The sequence below is a fragment of the Rhodococcus sp. P4_F3_2 genome, from assembly GCF_056401335.1.
This window is the reverse complement of sequence record NZ_JBFUJN010000043.1, coordinates 13,701-30,719: the sequence shown is the minus strand read 5'-3', so window position 1 is coordinate 30,719 and position 17,019 is coordinate 13,701. Positions and strand designations below refer to the sequence as shown.

The 17,019-nt window shown below is 59.6% G+C and carries 11 protein-coding genes and 1 pseudogene; 7 read left to right on the top strand and 5 right to left on the bottom strand.

Translation table 11 applies throughout. The annotated features are described in order from the left end of the window. The first annotated feature begins 61 nt into the window (after positions 1 to 61). A pseudogene (locus AC1DWA_RS29355) lies at positions 62 to 401 on the top strand (SDR family oxidoreductase). Between the two features lie 431 nt (positions 402 to 832). On the opposite strand, the gene AC1DWA_RS29350 reads toward AC1DWA_RS29355, so the two are convergent. Then, positions 833 to 1,417, bottom strand: coding sequence for a transposase (locus AC1DWA_RS29350; RefSeq protein WP_477847694.1), 585 nt, complete (start codon positions 1,415 to 1,417; stop codon positions 833 to 835). A gap of 79 nt (positions 1,418 to 1,496) precedes the next feature. On the opposite strand from AC1DWA_RS29350, the gene AC1DWA_RS29345 reads away from it, so the two are divergent. From AC1DWA_RS29345 to AC1DWA_RS29325, 5 genes are all read left to right on the top strand, one after another. Then, complete coding sequence (locus AC1DWA_RS29345; protein WP_477917389.1) at positions 1,497 to 1,709, top strand: hypothetical protein; 213 nt, start codon at positions 1,497 to 1,499, stop codon at positions 1,707 to 1,709. A 267-nt stretch (positions 1,710 to 1,976) separates the two neighbouring features. Continuing rightward, complete coding sequence (locus tag AC1DWA_RS29340; RefSeq protein ID WP_446837023.1) at positions 1,977 to 2,780, top strand: crotonase/enoyl-CoA hydratase family protein; 804 nt, start codon at positions 1,977 to 1,979, stop codon at positions 2,778 to 2,780. Between the two features lie 325 nt (positions 2,781 to 3,105). After that, positions 3,106 to 3,741, top strand: coding sequence for a (2Fe-2S)-binding protein (locus AC1DWA_RS29335; protein ID WP_477847690.1), 636 nt, complete (start codon positions 3,106 to 3,108; stop codon positions 3,739 to 3,741). Between the two features lie 3 nt (positions 3,742 to 3,744). Then, a complete protein-coding gene (locus AC1DWA_RS29330) occupies positions 3,745 to 4,722 on the top strand; it encodes an FAD binding domain-containing protein (RefSeq protein ID WP_477847688.1) in 978 nt (325 codons plus the stop codon). After that, positions 4,719 to 6,884: a xanthine dehydrogenase family protein molybdopterin-binding subunit gene (locus tag AC1DWA_RS29325; RefSeq protein WP_477847686.1), complete on the top strand. Its 2,166-nt coding sequence runs from the start codon at positions 4,719 to 4,721 to the stop codon at positions 6,882 to 6,884. Before AC1DWA_RS29330 ends, AC1DWA_RS29325 begins: the two co-directional genes overlap by 4 nt. Before the next feature lie 718 nt (positions 6,885 to 7,602). Here the strand turns inward: AC1DWA_RS29325 and AC1DWA_RS29320 are convergent. The 4 genes from AC1DWA_RS29320 to AC1DWA_RS29305 all read right to left on the bottom strand — a co-directional run bounded on the left by AC1DWA_RS29320 (position 7,603) and on the right by AC1DWA_RS29305 (position 14,615). After that, entirely contained in the window at positions 7,603 to 8,721 is a 1,119-nt protein-coding gene (locus tag AC1DWA_RS29320) for an XdhC family protein (protein WP_477847684.1), read from the bottom strand. Positions 8,722 to 9,273: 552 nt separating this feature from the next. Next, complete coding sequence (locus AC1DWA_RS29315; RefSeq protein WP_477847702.1) at positions 9,274 to 11,460, bottom strand: malate synthase G; 2,187 nt, start codon at positions 11,458 to 11,460, stop codon at positions 9,274 to 9,276. 202 nt (positions 11,461 to 11,662) lie between these two features. After that, positions 11,663 to 13,036 (bottom strand): FAD-binding oxidoreductase, encoded by a 1,374-nt coding sequence (locus tag AC1DWA_RS29310; protein WP_477847682.1) that lies wholly within the window; start codon positions 13,034 to 13,036, stop codon positions 11,663 to 11,665. A 208-nt stretch (positions 13,037 to 13,244) separates the two neighbouring features. Further along, positions 13,245 to 14,615, bottom strand: coding sequence for an MFS transporter (locus AC1DWA_RS29305; protein WP_477847680.1), 1,371 nt, complete (start codon positions 14,613 to 14,615; stop codon positions 13,245 to 13,247). Between the two features lie 757 nt (positions 14,616 to 15,372). Between AC1DWA_RS29305 and AC1DWA_RS29300 the strand changes: the two genes are divergently transcribed. Next, a complete protein-coding gene (locus tag AC1DWA_RS29300) occupies positions 15,373 to 17,007 on the top strand; it encodes a long-chain-fatty-acid--CoA ligase (protein ID WP_477847678.1) in 1,635 nt (544 codons plus the stop codon). Positions 17,008 to 17,019 lie beyond the last annotated feature (12 nt).

Here is a 17,019-nt window from a genome sequence, read left to right as displayed (position 1 = left end):
GTTCGATACGGTCGAGGAGGAGTTCGGGGGCATCGACGTCGTCGTCCATGCAGCCGGAATCATGATTCTCTCCACCGTCGCAGAACTGAACTTCGACGATTTCGATCGGATGCATCGGACCAACGTCCGAGGGACCTTCGTGGTCGACCAGCAGGCAGCCAGACGTGTCCGGMSCGGTGGTGCGATCAGATATCACGGTCAACGCCGTAGCCCCAGGCCCCACGGCCACCGATCTGTTCCTGGACGGGAAAGACGAAGCTACAGTGGAGAACCTGTCCAAGCTGGCTCCCCTGGAACGCCTCGGCACACCGGTGGACATCGCGGAGGCTGTCGCGTTCCTCGCCGGCCCGGCTCGCTGGGTGAACGGCCAGGTGATCTACGTGAACGGTGGCGTTGTTTAGTGTCGCTCCCAACGCATGCGCTGAAGCGATTCTCCTGAGCACTTCGCTGCGACGGAACCTGGCGCCGTCACGGTATCGTCGCGACCGACTCTGGCTGAGAATCAACTTCGGTTCGAGTCTGGTCGAGATTCAACCGTGCAATGAGAGCGTTCACAGTCGCTTGCCGGCCGGTCCCCGTTGGGTTCAGCGGGTTGGTGCTCATCGCCCCTTGCGAAAGATGCCAACCCAATGGGGCACACTTGGTGGGTTTCGCGCCCTGTTCACGAATGTGGACGGCTGTGCGGTGTGTACTTGTCGCCTCGATCTTTTGTCGTGCCGATGCGGTGGCCTGATCGGTTCGAGAGTGTGGTTTCGGTGGTGTTCAGGACTGCCGAGGCACTGTGCGGCGACTGATGTCGATCGGCGAGGCGCTCGCTTCCACGGTCTGGGGGTCATCTTTCGGGTCGAAGGGGTAGCCGGGTTCTGTCAGGGGGCGTGGGCATTGCCGCCAACCGGCTCAGTGCAGTGACGATCAGCGACGACCATGTCCCGTTCTTCGGCAGCTTGAGGTGGATGGGGCGCGCATGGGTCGAGATGCGTGCCGCGATCGAGAGTCCGAACCTGATCGAATGCGACACTCCTCGCTTGTGCAGCCAGGTCAGGTAGTTGTGGCTGGCTACGGCGCCGTCGGTGCGGACGAGGACCCGCTTTCCTGGCCAGGCAGTGTGCGAGTGAGGCAACTGTGCCAATGCTTTTTGTGTGACACCGATATGATCGGCGGCCGTGTTCGAGCCGGCGTTGCCTGGCCGAAGCAGTGCCGCGACGGGTTCGCCGGTCCCGTCGGAACCGTGGTCGGCGAACGCCAGCCGGGGATGAAATCCGAATCCGCGCTTGTAGGTCGGAGCTGCAGATTGCTTCTCCGAGTGGGCGGTGACGAGGGTCGCGTCGAGGTCGATGACGATCGGGTTCTTGCGATGATGTCGATTGCGGTCAGCACTGCGGGTGCATCGGCAAACAGTGCGGCGATCAGGCGGCACACGGTGGGATCGAAGGGTACTTTTCCGAACACGGCGGTGTTCGCGCAGGTGGCGATGTCGGCGAGGCAGTCGCCGCCCAATGCCAGCGACACGCGAGGTCGGTGACGATCTACCCGGGGTCGAACTGCGGCAACGGTTTCCGCCACGACGACAAGCTGTGCGAATGACCCCGGTCCCGGCGGCATCGACAGACAAGGCGGGTTACGACGACGTAGTGCTTTTCTTTCGAGTGACTTTTCACGTGCTCAGCAGGCTGTTGCCTGCCGTGGTCGTCAATGGCGTTCCGTCCTGACTGTTGCCGAATGTGGCAGGGGCCTGGCGCTACGACGAGTCGCTTGTCTATCGATCACCCAATTTGCACAAAGATGATGTCAGTTTTACTGTAGGCTGAGGGGACGTCGACGTTCTTGGGTTGTTCAGCTCCAGCACATGAGTGCGCCAGAGCGATCAAGTGCCGCGGTGGCCGGCCCGACAGTGCGAATTTAGGTCGCAGTCTGCCCTTGGCGTGCTTCTGACATGTTCGGATTTTGTTCGACAACAATGATTTTGGAGTCAATCGATGAACAGCAGCCCCGTCTTGATCGACCGAGTAGGTAATACTGTCATCTGGACGCTGAATAGTCCTGACGCTCGTAATCCCATCTCCGAGCCCGGGACCATCGCGGCCCTCGAGGATGCGGTCTTCGCCGCCAACGCGGATCCGGAACTCCGTGTCGCAATTCTTACCGGCGCCGGATCTGCTTTTTCGTCCGGCGGGAACATCAAACATATGCGCGACAAGGACGGGATGTTTCGTGGCAGCCCCGCCGAACTACGGCAGGGTTATCGACAGGGTATCCAGCGCATCCCGAAAGCGTTGTACAACTGCGAGATTCCTACGATCGCGGCAGTAAATGGCGCTGCGATCGGGGCAGGTTGCGACCTGGCGATGATGTGTGATCTACGCATCGCCTCAACATCGGCCAAATTTGCGGAGAGCTTCGTAAAGGTTGGAATCATTCCCGGTGACGGTGGTGCGTGGCTTTTGCCGCGTGCGATCGGCATGGCTCGAGCCAGCGAGATGGCGTTCACCGGAGAAGCAATCGATGCTGCTACGGCACTCGAGTGGGGCATGGTGTCCGCAGTGGTCGACCCTGAGGCGCTCCTTCGGGAGGCACACGCTCTCGCCGACCGAGTCTCTGCCAATCCGCCGCATGTGTTGCGCATGACCAAGAAACTCTTGCGAGAGGGGCAGCATCAGTCGTTGGAGAGTTTGCTTGAGCTGTCCGCTGCGATGCAAGCCATCGCGCATTTCACCGAGGATCATCACGAGGCGGTCGGTGCTTTGATCGACGGTCGTGACCCAATCTTCAACGGGCGATGATCGCCGTGGTAGTCGCACGTTTGGCGCGATACTGCATGAATCTCCTACATGGCACGCGCGCCACCCGCGCGGATACGCTCGGCCCGGAGGCGTGTCGAATCGACAACCCAATTCTGTAAGGCGACATCAGGCTGGCTCAGCGTCGGCGTATTGTCGCTCCGCTCTCATTCTTGTTTCCGAGTGCCCGAATCGACCGGTTAGCAGGTCTAGATGTTGCGGGTATGGACGTTGTTGAGCCGGTACGTGGCGGCCCCGTTCATGAATTCCCTTTACCGTAAACGACAGTCGCGTACTCCACGTTCGTACAGTCACTTAGGAGAGTGCAATGACTTCACCGCACGACACCGATTCGTCCGAAGAGGCTCGCGGTCCAGACTCCATGACGCGCCGCACATTCGTGGGTACCTCGATCGCTGCAGGTGGCGCGATCGTGGCCGTATCTTTGTTAAACAGCTGCTCGAACGACTCGGAAGCCCCGGTAGCCGCATCGGGCACCTCGGCAGTCCGGTTGACAGTGAACGGTTCGGAACGTGAACTGGCCGTAGACAATCGCACCTCCCTGCTCGATATGCTGCGGGAGCACACGGAACTGACAGGAACGAAGAAGGGCTGCGACCAGGGCGCGTGCGGCGCTTGCACTGTTCTGTCGGGTGGGCAGAGGGTGTTGTCCTGCCTGGTGCTTGCCGTTCAATCGAATGGTTCCGATATCACAACCATCGAGGGTCTCGAGACCAACGGCCAATTACATCCGCTGCAGCAAGCATTCATCGACGAGGACGGCTTTCAGTGCGGATTTTGCACCTCCGGCCAGATTCTCTCAGGAATCGGCTGTATCCGTGAAGGTCACGCCGGCTCGCCCGAAGAGATTCGAGAATCCATGAGCGGCAACATCTGTCGATGCGGCGCATACACCAACATCGTCACCGCCATCTCCCGCGTGGCTGCAGAGGGAGGTGTGTGAACCATGTTTCCTTTCCAGTACGACACGGCTGCCGATGAAGCAGCAGCACTGGACGCAGCCGGCGGCGGAGCTCGTTATCTGGCCGGAGGGACCACCCTCGTCGACCTGATGCGTCAGACCGTCGAACGGCCCTCCCGAGTGGTCGATATCAACGCGCTGCCCTACCGCGACATCGAACTCGACTCGAATCGCCTGTACATCGGTGCCCTCGCTCGTATGTCCCAGGTTTCGGCCAATATGCAAGTGCAGGAACAGTTTCCGATGCTCGCCCAGGCGCTGGATCTCAGTGCCTCGGCGCAGCTGCGCAACATGGCTTCCATCGGCGGTAATCTGCTGCAGCGGCCACGTTGCCTGTACTTCCGCGACGTCAACGCCAATTGCAACCGTCGTGTACCCGGATCCGGTTGCGCTGCAATCGATGGCCGCAACCGCACATTGGCGATCTTAGGTACCAGCACGGAATGCGTGGCAACCCACCCGTCCGATCTTGCCGTCGCGCTGACCGCGCTCGACGCCACGATCGTCACCCGAGATCGAGACGGAGAGCGGACGATCCCGATCGCAGACTTCTTCAGGTTGCCCGCAGACACACCCGACCGCGAGAACAACCTCGCACCTGGAGCACTCATCACCGCCGTCGAGATCCCGGTCCGCCCTGACACCAGACGATCCGGGTACCTGAAGGTGCGTGACCGCTCGTCCTACGAATTCGCGCTGTGTTCGGCTGCGGTCGCGCTCGACATCAGCGGCGGTACCGTCCGTTCGGCGAGGGTCGCTGCCGGCGGAGTCGGCACGGTACCGTGGCGCCTGACCGGCGTCGAGGAACGACTCGTCGGTCAGAGGCCGAGCCCCGAGTTGTGGACTACCGCGGCAGACGCTGCGGCGGAAGGCGCGCAACCCCTCTCCGAGAACGGATTCAAGGTGATACTGCTCCAACGCACCGTCCGACGTCAGCTCTCCAGAGTGGCGGCCCTGTCGTGACCACCCCACTGAGTGCGAGACTGTCCGGTCAACCCCTCACCCGCGTCGACGGCCGTCTCAAGGTCACCGGAGCCGCGCTCTACGCTGCCGACAACCCGGTGCCGGACCATCTGCACGCAGTCCTGGTGTGCAGCACGGTTTCTCGAGCGATCGTCGCATCGATGGACACGGGAATCGCCAGTAGTCATCCCGACGTGGTCAGTGTGATCACCGACTTCCCTGGTATCGATCTGCCCTACGACATCTCTCAAGTCAACTTCTTCGGCCAACCGTTGGCGGTGGTCGTCGCGAACACCTTCGAGGCCGCGACCCACGGTGCGACGCTGGTGTCCGTTCAGTACACCAAAGAAGCCCAGAGCACCAATCTCGACGATGCGGCAGAAGCGGGCCGCGAACCCAGTAGAATGGGCCCCTCGTACTTCCGCGGCGACGCGGACACCGCGCTCCGAAACGCACCTGTCGTCGTTGACCGCCAATACTCTATCGCGCGTCACTATCACAACCCGATAGAGATCTCCGCGACTATCGCGTCGTGGGACGGCGATCGTTTGACGGTGTGGGACAAGGTGCAAGGAGTACACGACTGCAGAGCCGCTTACGGTCGCGCATTCGGACTTCCTGCCGAGAATATCCACGTCATTTCCCCTTTCGTGGGTGGCGCATTCGGTAACGCTTGCGCAACCTGGCCGCATCAGCTGCTCGCGGCGGAGGTCGCGCGTCAGCTGCGTCGCCCGGTGAAGCTGTCACTGACGCGACCCCAGATGTACGCCGCGATCGGCTACCGCCCCACTAGCCGTCAACGCCTGGCTCTGGGCACCGATCGTGACGGAAGATTTCTTGCCACCGTGCACGAGAGCGAAATTGAGGTATCGCGCTACGGGGGCTACGAAGACCTTCCCACGGAAGGGACAAGACTGATGTACGCGTCGCCAGCGTACAAGTCTGCGGCCAGCGTAGTACCTCTCGATACCAGCGAACCGACGTGGATGCGGGGACCTGGAGCCGTCACCGGCGCGTTCGCGCTCGAGTGCGCAATCGATGAAGTCGCAGAGCAGCTTCGGCTCGATCCTATGGAGGTTCGGTTCAGAAATGAGCCTGCCGTCGACCAGACCAATGGAACCCCGTTCTCCACGCGCAGACTTACCGAGTGTTTCCGCCGAGGTGCCGATACGTTCGGGTGGTCTCGACGCAGCCCAACTCCCGGAGCCGTACGCGATGGAGACCAGCTCATCGGCATGGGTACCGCATCCGCGCTTTATCACACGCTCCGCTCAGCGTCCTCTGCGACGGCGCGTGTGAACGCCGACGGAACCGCCGAAATCTTCTCCGCTGCAAGCGATATCGGCCCTGGTACCTACACAGCGATGACTCAGTTGGCCGCAGACGCGCTCGGCTTGCCTCTCGACCGGGTCACCTTCTCCCTCGGCGACAGTAACTACCCGGAGGCCGCAGCCCAATACGGGTCGCAAGTTATGGCAAGCATTGGCTCCAGCATCGAGATCACCGCGAGCATGCTGCGTGACCGCATCATTAGAACTGCAGTTCTCGATCCCTCATCTCCCCTCAATGGCGTTCGCCCAGAGGACATCGACATCGTCGACGGGCGGATGGAACTTCGCGGCGACCCCGCTCGCGGAGAAACCTACCGAGACTTGTTGCGCCGCCGCGGCGAACCGAGCATCGAAGCGTCTGAGACCTACACTCCCGAAGACGTAAGTGCCCGCTACTCCACGCACGCATACGGAGCAGTGTTCGCCGAGGTGGCGGTGGACGAACTGCTCGGAACCGTGAGGGTGCGACGAATGTACGCCGTGTACGACGCCGGCCGAATCATCAACCCCAGGATGGCGCACAGCCAAGCCATCGGCGGCATGGTACAAGGAATCGGAATGGCCCTGCTCGAGTCCGCAGAAATCGACTACCGCGACGGACGTCTGGTCAACGCGAACCTTTCCGACTACCTCGTACCGGTCAACGCCGACGTGCCCGTTCTGGACGCTGCGTATCTTGACGCCCGCGACGATATCTCCAATCCCATCGGCGTCAAAGGCCTGGGCGAAGTGGTCATGGTGGGCGTTCCCGCAGCGATCGCCAACGCTGTCTACAACGCTACGGGACGCAGGGTTAACGATCTTCCCATCACCATCGAAAGCATGCTGTAAATGGCGGGACGCCGGGTTTGGGCCGAACTCGGCGTCACGCGAGAGCAACGGCCTATCGCGCCGAATTTGAGGCTGCTACGGCCGAGCGGATCATCGCCGAGCCCGGCGTACGCTGAACCGTCCTGGATCTGGTGGAGACCTGGTTCAGGACGGTTCGTGGTCGGAGATGGCGTTCACGCAATATCGTGGCGTGAGCTATGAACTTTCCATTCGACTCCACCGTCGACGGCAAAGCGATCAAGATCGCGTCGATCATCGACGAACGCACCCGGCAGTAACTACTTACCATCACGAGCGGTCGATCACCGCGCAGCGGTTGACCGACGAATTGGACAATACGTTCGCGCTGTGTGGCCGACCACCTCAAGTGTTGCGGATGGTCAGCGGACCGGAGTTCATGTCGCATGTGCTGCAACAGTTCTGCCGCGTGCGAGTCAGTTATCCTGCTTCCCGCCGGGGACGCCGTGGAACAACTGGCACACTACATCGGCACGACGAAAGACCGAGGCTAGGTCGACGCACCCCCGAGCAAGCACACACCGCACAGCTGTCCACACTCGTGGACAGCGTCAACTCACGCGAGACGGCTACTACGAACAACACCCACCTGTCTGAGGCAGGTTGACAACTACCGTTCGCAAGTCGAAATATCTCCAGATCAGGGCATCTTCCGTTCAATTTGACACGCGGTATTGACCTTCCGGCATGAAAGCGCAGGCTAGACAACCGCATTCAACGTAGTGTGCGTGTCGACGCTACCTCCGCGCTGTCGATGGATGGGTCCGTCCAGATGGCGCAGCCTCTTGCCTGACGCGCTACTTCGGTCCGCTATCAGGTGCGCCAGAATCGAGATGGCGGTCTCCTCGGGGGACTGTGCATCCAGATCGAGTCCGAGGGGTGAGTTCACGCGCGCAAGGACATGCTCGGAAAGCCCTGTCGCTCGCAATCGTTCGAGGCGCTCTGAGTGTGTCCGCCGAGAACCGAGCGCACCCACGAAAGCAAGATCGTCCATCTCCAGAGCAGCCACCAACATCGGGACGTCGAACTTACTGTCGTGCGTCATGACGCAGACAACCGTGCGAGAGTCGAGTCTGCCGGCGGAGTGTTCGGCCTTCAAATATCGGTGCGGCCAGTCGACCACTACCTCGTGCACGTCCGGGAAGCGCTCGGTGGTTGCGAAGACAGGTCTGGCATCTACAACGGTCACCCGATACCCGAGCAGTGTGGCAGATGCGCCCAGCGCTCGAACGAAATCGTTCGCGCCGGCCAAGACCATCCGCGGCGGAGGCCGATAGGTGTGGACGAATGCGGGGACGCCGTCATCTGCTCCCGCGACGATGCCGGTCGATCCCGATTTGCGCAAAGCGAGGGCACGCGAAAGGAATTCGCTCGCCCGCCCGTTCTCTTCCGGCATCTCTGGGTCGTCGATCACGAAATGCTGCGGCTCATCGTTCAGCACCGTGACCAGAGCGAACTGTTGGTCCTGGTCGCGAGCCGCGATCAATCCATCGATCAACTGTCGTTGCGAAGGGTCGACTCGCTCGATGAACACTTCGATCTCGCCACCGCACGGAAGTCCAATTTCGATTGCGTCAGGATCGGAATAGCCGAATAACTCCCGCGCGGATATCCCGGTCCTGATGACCTCAAGCGCAGTACCGATCACGACGGATTCGACACAGCCTGCCGACAACGATCCCAGCGGTTCTCCGTCGGCGGTCACGACCATGCTGGCTCCGACGGCGCGCGGTCCCGCCCCGGATGTTCCTATCACACGTGCCAACGCGACGGGCGAGGTCTCCAGGAGACTGCTGATGTCGCCGAGCAATTCGTACATTTAGGACCCTTCCCGACCGCGGCGCGAATGGGCTCTCGGATTTCGAGACCGCGTGCGATGTAGTGATGTAGTACGGAGTTCGCGGATGCCGCTATGCGGATACAGGAACGACAAGCGCGACGGCGCGACGTTGGCTCGATGATACGCCGCAATGATGGCCCCCAATGAGACCTGCACGTAGAGGGGTTCCCTGACCTGGGATTGAAGTAGGCGGGCTGGCCCTTCCCGGCAGGGCGGCACCAAACTTGGAACCATTTGCTCAGTGTTCAGGGGATGATGTCTAGGTCGCATGCAACCTCGTAAGTCAACAATCCGGCCCGACAAGCATTTGCGCCACCTCAGCTTTGAACTGCGTGCTGAACCCTCAACGCATCTCGATCGATACGGGTCCTCTCGATAACGAGAGTGGCCGCGCAAGTCCATTCGCACCCTCCATCTAATAGTTAGCTCAACTTACAAGTTTCGGTTGTGCGCTTCCCGAACCCGGATAGTGCCTTTCTGCTTTGTAGAGATTGCGAGCGTGTTCATTCCGACTCGGTGCCACTCATCCGGTTATCTCGCTAGCGCGGCCTTAAATTCCCTCCGCCGTCGGTGGAGGATCGGCTCGGTGTAACCGTTAGGCTGTCGGATGCCTTCAAGGATCAGTTCTTTTGCTGCCTGAAAGGCGATGCTGTCGTCGAAGTTTGGAGCCATCGGGAGGTAATCCGGGTCGGCCTCGTTCTGGTGATCAACGATCGGTGCCATTCGCTCCAAGCTGGCAATCACGTCGGCTGTGGATACGATGTCGTGTCGAATCCAGTTGGCGAGGTGCTGGCTTGAAATGCGTAGCGTGGCTCGGTCCTCCATGAGCGCTACGTCGTGAATATCGAGAACTTTAGAGCAGCCGATACCTGCGTTGATCCATCTCACGACGTAACCGAGAATGGATTGGCAATTGTTGTCGATTTCTTCCTTGCGATCGGCGTCAGACCAATCAGTGTTCGGTGCAAGTGGAATCATCAGGATGTCGTCGATCTGGGCGCGCCAATTGCCGAGCAGATTCTTTTGAATGGAAGAGACATCGACTTGGTGGTAGTGCGTAGCGTGCAGTGTGGCACCGGTTGGGGACGGCACCCATGCGGTGTTGGCGCCGGCCAAGGGGTGGTTGATCTTCTGCTCGAGCATCTCGGCCATCTGTTCGGTCATAGCCCACATTCCCTTGCCGATCTGACCTCTGCCTGCAAGGCCGGCGTCGAGCCCACGATCTACGTTCCAGTCTTCATATGCGGTAATCCACTTTTGTGCCTTCATTTCCGTCTTGCGGACCATGGGGCCAGCTTCCATGGAGGTGTGGATTTCGTCGCCGGTGCGGTCTAAGAATCCTGTATTGATGAAAACTACGCGTTCGCTGGCCTTCTCGATGCATGCAAGGAGATTGACGGTTGTGCGGCGTTCCTCGTCCATAATGCCGAGTTTCAAGGTGTTCGCAGGCAGTTTGAGTAGCTCCTCGACCCGGCCGAACAGCTCGGTGGTGAACGAAACCTCGTCGGGGCCGTGCTGTTTAGGTTTGACGATGTAGATTGCGCCGGTTCTACTATTTGCGAGCGGGCCGGCGTTTTTACTGATACTCAGACCGGGCAAAGCGCACAGGCTTGTCAGCACAGCATCGAGGATGCCCTCGTAGATCTCGGTTCCGTCGAGTTCGAGCACCGCCGGAGTAGTCATCAGGTGTCCGACGTTGCGCACGAACAGCAAGGACCTACCGTGCAGGGTGACGTCATTTCCGTCGGGTGCGGTATAGGTTCTGTCGGTGTTGAGTTTCCTGGTAACCGACTTCCCACCTCCGCAAATTTCCTGGGTGAGATCGCCACGGTTCAGCCCCAACCAGTTGCGGTAGCCCCTCACCTTGTCGTCTGCGTCGACCGCCGCGACGGAATCCTCGAAGTCGACGATCGTGGTGATCGCCGATTCGAGGACTACGTCCTTGATGTCGGCGGCGTCGGTCTTTCCGATTGGGGAGGCGGCATCGAACTGGATCTCGATGTGTAGTCCATTGTTCCGTAGTAGGATTTTCTCTGGTTGGCGCTTTCCGCCGACGTAGCCGACGAACTTGTCCGGCTGCTTGAGCGCCGTGCGGGAGCCATCGCGTAGTCGAACACTTAATCCGCCGCCGTCGATCCAATAGGACGTGGAGTCGGTGTGCGAGCCAGTGATCAGTGGCACCGCAGAATCGAGGAACTTCCGCGACCATGCGATGACCTTGTCGCCACGCGGTTTGTCGTAGACGGTGCTGGCAGCGACACCTATCCCCTCGGCGATTGCATCCGTGCCGTAGAGGGCGTCGTATAGCGACCCCCACCGAGCGTTAGCTGCATTGAGCGCGAAGCGGGCATTGAGGATAGGGACGACGAGTTGAGGGCCTGCGGTGACGGCGACTTCGTCATCGACATTGTTGGTCATAACCCGGCATTGAGTGGGTTGGGGGACGATATAACCGATCTGCTCGAGGAATGCCTTGTACTCGGCATGGTCGAAGGGATTGCCCGCGTGTGTGCGGTGCCAGTCGTCAATGCGAGTCTGGAGTTCCACCCGTGTCTCGAGTAGTGTGCGGTTCTTCGGTGTCAAGTCGTGCACGATTTCGGTTGCGCCGGCCCAGAAGGCTTCGACGCTGACACCGGAGCCGGGAAGAGCTTCGTTCTCCACAAAGTTGTACAGGACACTTGCGACTTGGAGGCCGCCGGCTTGAACTCGATCAGCCATAATCTCCCTCATTCTTCTCCGTTGTATTTCGTCCAGGGGAATCCGTTTTTGGTCATCCAACGTCGTGTGAGACCGCACCGACTCGCGGGGACGGATGCCACGTTGCCGCGATTCGTCGGCTATCCCGCTCGGCTCTGTCGCGCGTTCAGCTCTGATACCGGTGGATACTGCTGGGTCGTCGACAGTTCTGAGCCGAGTTATCTCAAATGACAGTTCCTGGATTCAGGATTCCATTCGGGTCGAGTGCTGACTTGATGCGACGGGTGAGTTCCATGACATCTCCGCCGATCTGGTTTGGCAGCCAGGCCTTCTTCAAGCGGCCGACTCCATGCTCTCCGGTAATCGTGCCGCCAAGGGAGATTGCGAGATCCATAATTTCACCGAACGCCAGGTTCGCACGCGATGTCTGTTCCGGGTCGGCGGCATCGTGCACGATCAGTGGGTGGGTGTTGCCGTCTCCGGCGTGAGCGATGACTGCGACGAGCAGTTTACGCCGGGTGGCGATGGCTTCAATGCCCTGTATCAGAGCGGGCAAGGCCGGAAGTGGAACGCCGACGTCCTCGAGGAGGAGGTCACCAAGTCGCTCGACTGCAGGAATCGCGAAACGTCTTGCTGCAGTGAATGCTTCGCCCTCGTCGTGATCATCGGTAGTGAAGACGTCGGAGGCATTGTTGTCAGTGAACACCTTGGCCATGAACTCGATTTCCCGTGCTCGGTCTTCGCCGGGGGAGTCCGATTGGGCAATCAACATGGCGTTTGCGTTGAGATCGAGACCCATCTTCAGGCCGCTTTCGACGGCGCCAATGGCGGCGCGGTCCATAAACTCCAGCATGGCGGGTCTCATCGTTCGAGTGATGTCCAAGATTGTGTTCGTCGCATCCTGCACTGTCGCGAATGACCCGACCACCGTACTGACTGGATTCTGCGCGGGAAGAAGGCGAATGGTGACCTCTGTGATGATTCCGAGTATTCCCTCACTGCCGACGAATAACTTCGTCAGCGACAATCCCGCGGAGTCCTTCAGGCGTGGACCACCAAGTCGGACGGTAGTTCCGTCGGCCAGGACGACTTCAAGGCCGAGTATGTAATCAGTGGTGACGCCGTATTTGACGCAGCAGAGTCCGCCGGCGTTGGTTGCAGCGTTGCCGCCGATCGAACACATTTCGTATGACGACGGGTCGGGCGGATACCACAGACCGTGCTCTGCGACAGCGCGTTTAACTTCCACATTGAGTAGCCCAGGTTGTACGACGGCGGTACGGGTCGCTGGGTCGATCGCTATATCGCGCATCATTTCGGTAGTCAAGACGATTCCGCCATCGACGGCGGTTGCCCCACCGGACAAACCCGATCCAGCCCCCCGGGGAACGACGGGAATATGGTGCGTTGTCGCCCAACGCATTACCGACTGCACATCCTCGGTGGAGGTCGCACGCACGACGGCAAGCGGTCGCCCGGCGTTGGGATCGCGAGCCCAGTCACGTCGGTAGCTTTCCGTCACATCAGGATCAGTGAGGACTATCGTATTTGGAATCTGCGCCTGCAGTTCGCTCAAATGTCGTTCTGTCACAATCATTGTCAAGATGATCCTTAGGTCGGTGCCTGCTGGTTCGGTCGACGCTCGAGATACTCACTGATACTGGGCAGTAATCGCTATTTACTGTTCAGCGAATCTTTGGGTGAATTTTCTGAGCTATCGTCATTCAAATCGTCGGTGGCGCAGAAGATATGGTGATCTATCGACAAACGCATCGCCGCGTTCGGTGACGCGAGATTCACCCGATCTAATGGGCGTGGCTGGGCCCCAACGTATCCAATCGTGCGGTGGACGATGTGGCTGCTTCGTTTTCGTTTCGCCGGCCCGGGTGAATGGTGAGGGCGGCAACCGCTGCGACAACGACCACGCCGCCGGCGGCCAGGTAGAGCTGAGTTGGTGTCCATCCGGCGTCGATCAAAGTTCCGACCACCAGTGGCGATGCAATGGCAGCAGTGCGGCCGACTCCGACGGCGTTGCCCACCCCGGTTGCTCGAATCGATGCCGGGTACGTCAATGCGGCCGCGGCGAGTAGGACAGCAATCCCGCCACTGATACACATTCCCATCAACAGGCCGCCGACCAGGGCGAGCCACAAGGTCGAGAGTGTCAAAGGGAAAAGCACAAGGAGGACTGCGGTCGAGAAGATGGCTGCGAAGAGGACGCGTTCGATCGAGAATCGGGTCGAGGCAGATCCGAACAGCAACGTACCCAGGACGCCACCGGCACTAAGTACAAGCCCACCCGTCAACCCACTATTCTGTGACATTCCTGCTTCAATTAGTAGCCTGGGGCTCCAGCTCGTGACGAAGTAGTAGACGAACAGCATGACCAGAAACATCAGCCACACTGTAAGTGTCGAACGGCGGTATGGAGCTGATAACAGAGCTGTAAAACGTCCGCCGCCCTCGACCGCTGACGACTGTCGTTCAGGCATTGCGGTAAGAGGCTGTAGCCCCATGCGACGGTTGAGTACATTGAGTCGGCGCAATGCATCCGCACTGCCGTCGGTGACAAGAAAATCTACTGATTCGGGTAGTCGCCAAATGACCACTATCAGGCAGCTGGCAGAGAGGCCGGCGCCTACGAAGAATACCGATCGCCATCCGAGGTGGTCAATCATCAGGACTGAGGCCAATCCGCCAAGTGTGGCTCCGAGGGTGAAACCGGTCGTTTGGAGGCTGACAGCCAACCCGCGCCAGCGTGGTGAGGAGTATTCGCTGGCAAGGACATTGGTGCAGGAGAGCAGTCCTCCGATACCGAGACCAGTCACCAGTCGAAGGACCCCGAGTTCCACAGCGTTTTGCGAGAATCCTGAGAGTGTCATGCCCACTGTCGCAATGGAAATGCATAACAAGACCAATTTGCGACGGCCGATCCGGTCACCCCATGGTGCAATGAACAAGGCGCCGATTGCCATGCCGAGTAGGCCAGAACTCAGTAACAGTCCCAGTTGTGAGCTGGTGATGTTCCATTCCGCCCTCACTGAATTCGCGGTGTAGCTCATCACCAGGATGTCGAAGCCGTCGATCATGTTGAGCACTACGCAGATGCCAATGGCGGTCCAGTGGAACGACGACATCCGCTCGACACCGGTTTCAAGACTGTTTTTTTCGGTCATGTTTTCTCCAAGGAAGGAACTCGCCGAGCTGTGCGCAGTTCGATTCTGAAGGATTCGACGGGGCTACAGATGCGAGATCGGGCATGAGAAGCAGATCGCTTGTCGGTGCTCGCCGAGATCCGGCGTAAGTCCGGATTCTGCAGGCATTGGCAGCGCCTCAAGGCTGGGATTGAGACGTGCGTGTCCTGAAGCCGGAAAAGTGCCGTCACGCTTCGCCGTCGACTGGCTGCCGGTCGCGTCGGGCTTGTGAGCACCTGGGCCACAACAAATGTGCGGTGGCGCTAGTTGTGGTGATGTGTTCTCGCAGATGGCGTCGCAGTAGGTGCTCCGCCGATCGTTAATGTGAAAGCGAACTCACTTTAGTGTAAATGTGAAGCAGGCCATAGTCAACAGATGGTTTCCGTGGCGCGTTGCGACGCCACGTTGGTCGGCGGGCAATTGCTTCCTTGCGCAAAGCTGGGCGTGCGCAGGCGGGCCGGCTTCTTGGAATTGGCGATACTGGGCTCAAGATGATCGATTTGTGGAAAGTCGGCAGCCTGATCGTCTGGAACGCAACACGTTTCGAGGTGTGCGAGCTCGGAATCTGCTTGACGTGTCGCCCGTACTTAAATTAAAGTAAACTCACTTTCAGTTTTGGAACAGGGCGAACGACGGTTCGCGGCCAGGATGGTGGGCGTTTACCTGTGTGGACCGCCTGTGCCATCCAACTGAAGTTGCCGGTAGGAACGAGATAGCACCGAGTCGAACGAGGGCCTTGATGAAACACACGATGCAAGACACGCCACTGACGTTGGCGCTCCTGTTCCGGCGGGCGGAGCGTCTTTTCGGACACAAACGCATTCAGGTAGCGGGGCCGACTTCTGTTGAAACCACCACGTACAGCGAGTGGGCAACGGGCACCCGCAAACTAATCGGCGTGTTGGATGCACTGCAGGTGCCGCTGGGTGCGAGAGTCGCGACATTCTCCTGGAACAACCGTGACCACCTCGCGCTCAGCTTCGCAGTTCCAGGTTCGGGGCGCGTTTTTCACGCACTGAACTTCCGGCTGACCGACGAGCAGCTAAGTTTCGTTGTCAACGACGCGGAAGACGATGTGATCTTCGTGGATCGGTCGCTATTGCCTCGACTTGCGCCACAGTTGCCCACCTTCAAATCCGTTCGACACGTCGTCGTCGTCGACGATGTACCTGCGACTGAGTTGGACATACCTTCGATCCCGGAACACATAACTGTTTCGGAGATGGCCGATCTGTGCGCGACTGCCGTCGAGGTAGATCCATGCGTGAATGATGAAAATGCCGCGGCTGCAATCTGTTATACGAGCGGCACCACTGGAAATCCCAAGGGGGTCGTGTACTCGCACCGAGCCATGTGGCTCCACGCGATGGCGCTCCTGCAAGTCGACACGACCGGAATCAACGAACGCGATGCGGTCCTACTGTTGGTGCCGTTCTTCCACGCCAACGCGTGGGGGTTGGGGTACGCAGCAGTGGCTGCGGGGTCGGATCTTGTGTTGCCTGGCCGGGATCTGTCAGGACCCGTGATCGCCGAGCTAATCGAAGTCTGCGGGGTGACTATCTCTACAGCAGTTCCCGCTGTGTGGTCTCGAATCTTGCCAGAACTCCGAGGGCGGGACGTGTCGTCCCTCCGGATGCTGTGCTCGGGAGGAAGTGCTGTGCCGGCGCGGTTGACAGAACTGTGCCGATCGCTCACCGGCCAGCCGATCATGCAGGTGTGGGGAATGACGGAGATGATCTCCTTCGCCTCGATGGCTAGAACCCGCCCGCATAACGACAGCGGTAGCGCAGTCGAGTCTGCCAAAATTGCGTCCTCGCAGGGTATCCCGGTTCCTGGAGTCGAGTTTCGTATCGTGAAGGAAGGGACTGAGGACGAGCTGCTGTGGGACGGCGTCGCAGCGGGTGAATTGCAATGTCGAGGTCCTTGGGTGACCGCTCGATATCACGGTGAAGGTGAAACTACGATTGCCGCGACAGATGACGGATGGTTCCACACCGGAGATTCCGCGAGTATCGACCCGGACGGTTACGTGCGTCTGAGAGATCGCCTGAAAGACTTGATTAAGTCGGGTGGGGAGTGGATACCATCGGCTGAACTCGAAGTTGTTCTGCTCAAACACCCCTCAGTAACTTCGGCCGCGGTCATCGGTGTCCCGTCCCTTCGCTGGGACGAGCGGCCAGTAGCCTGCATCACAATTGCAGATGATGAGGGAGCGGTCGATCAGAGCGTGCTCCTGGACTGGCTTCGTCCGCAGGTGGCAAAACTGTGGTTACCCGACGAGATTCTCGTTCTACCAGAACTTCCTGTCACTTCCGTCGGAAAAATCGACAAAAAAGCACTCAGGGCGCGCTTCGCAACCACCGAGCGTCCCTGAATCAACTTCCCA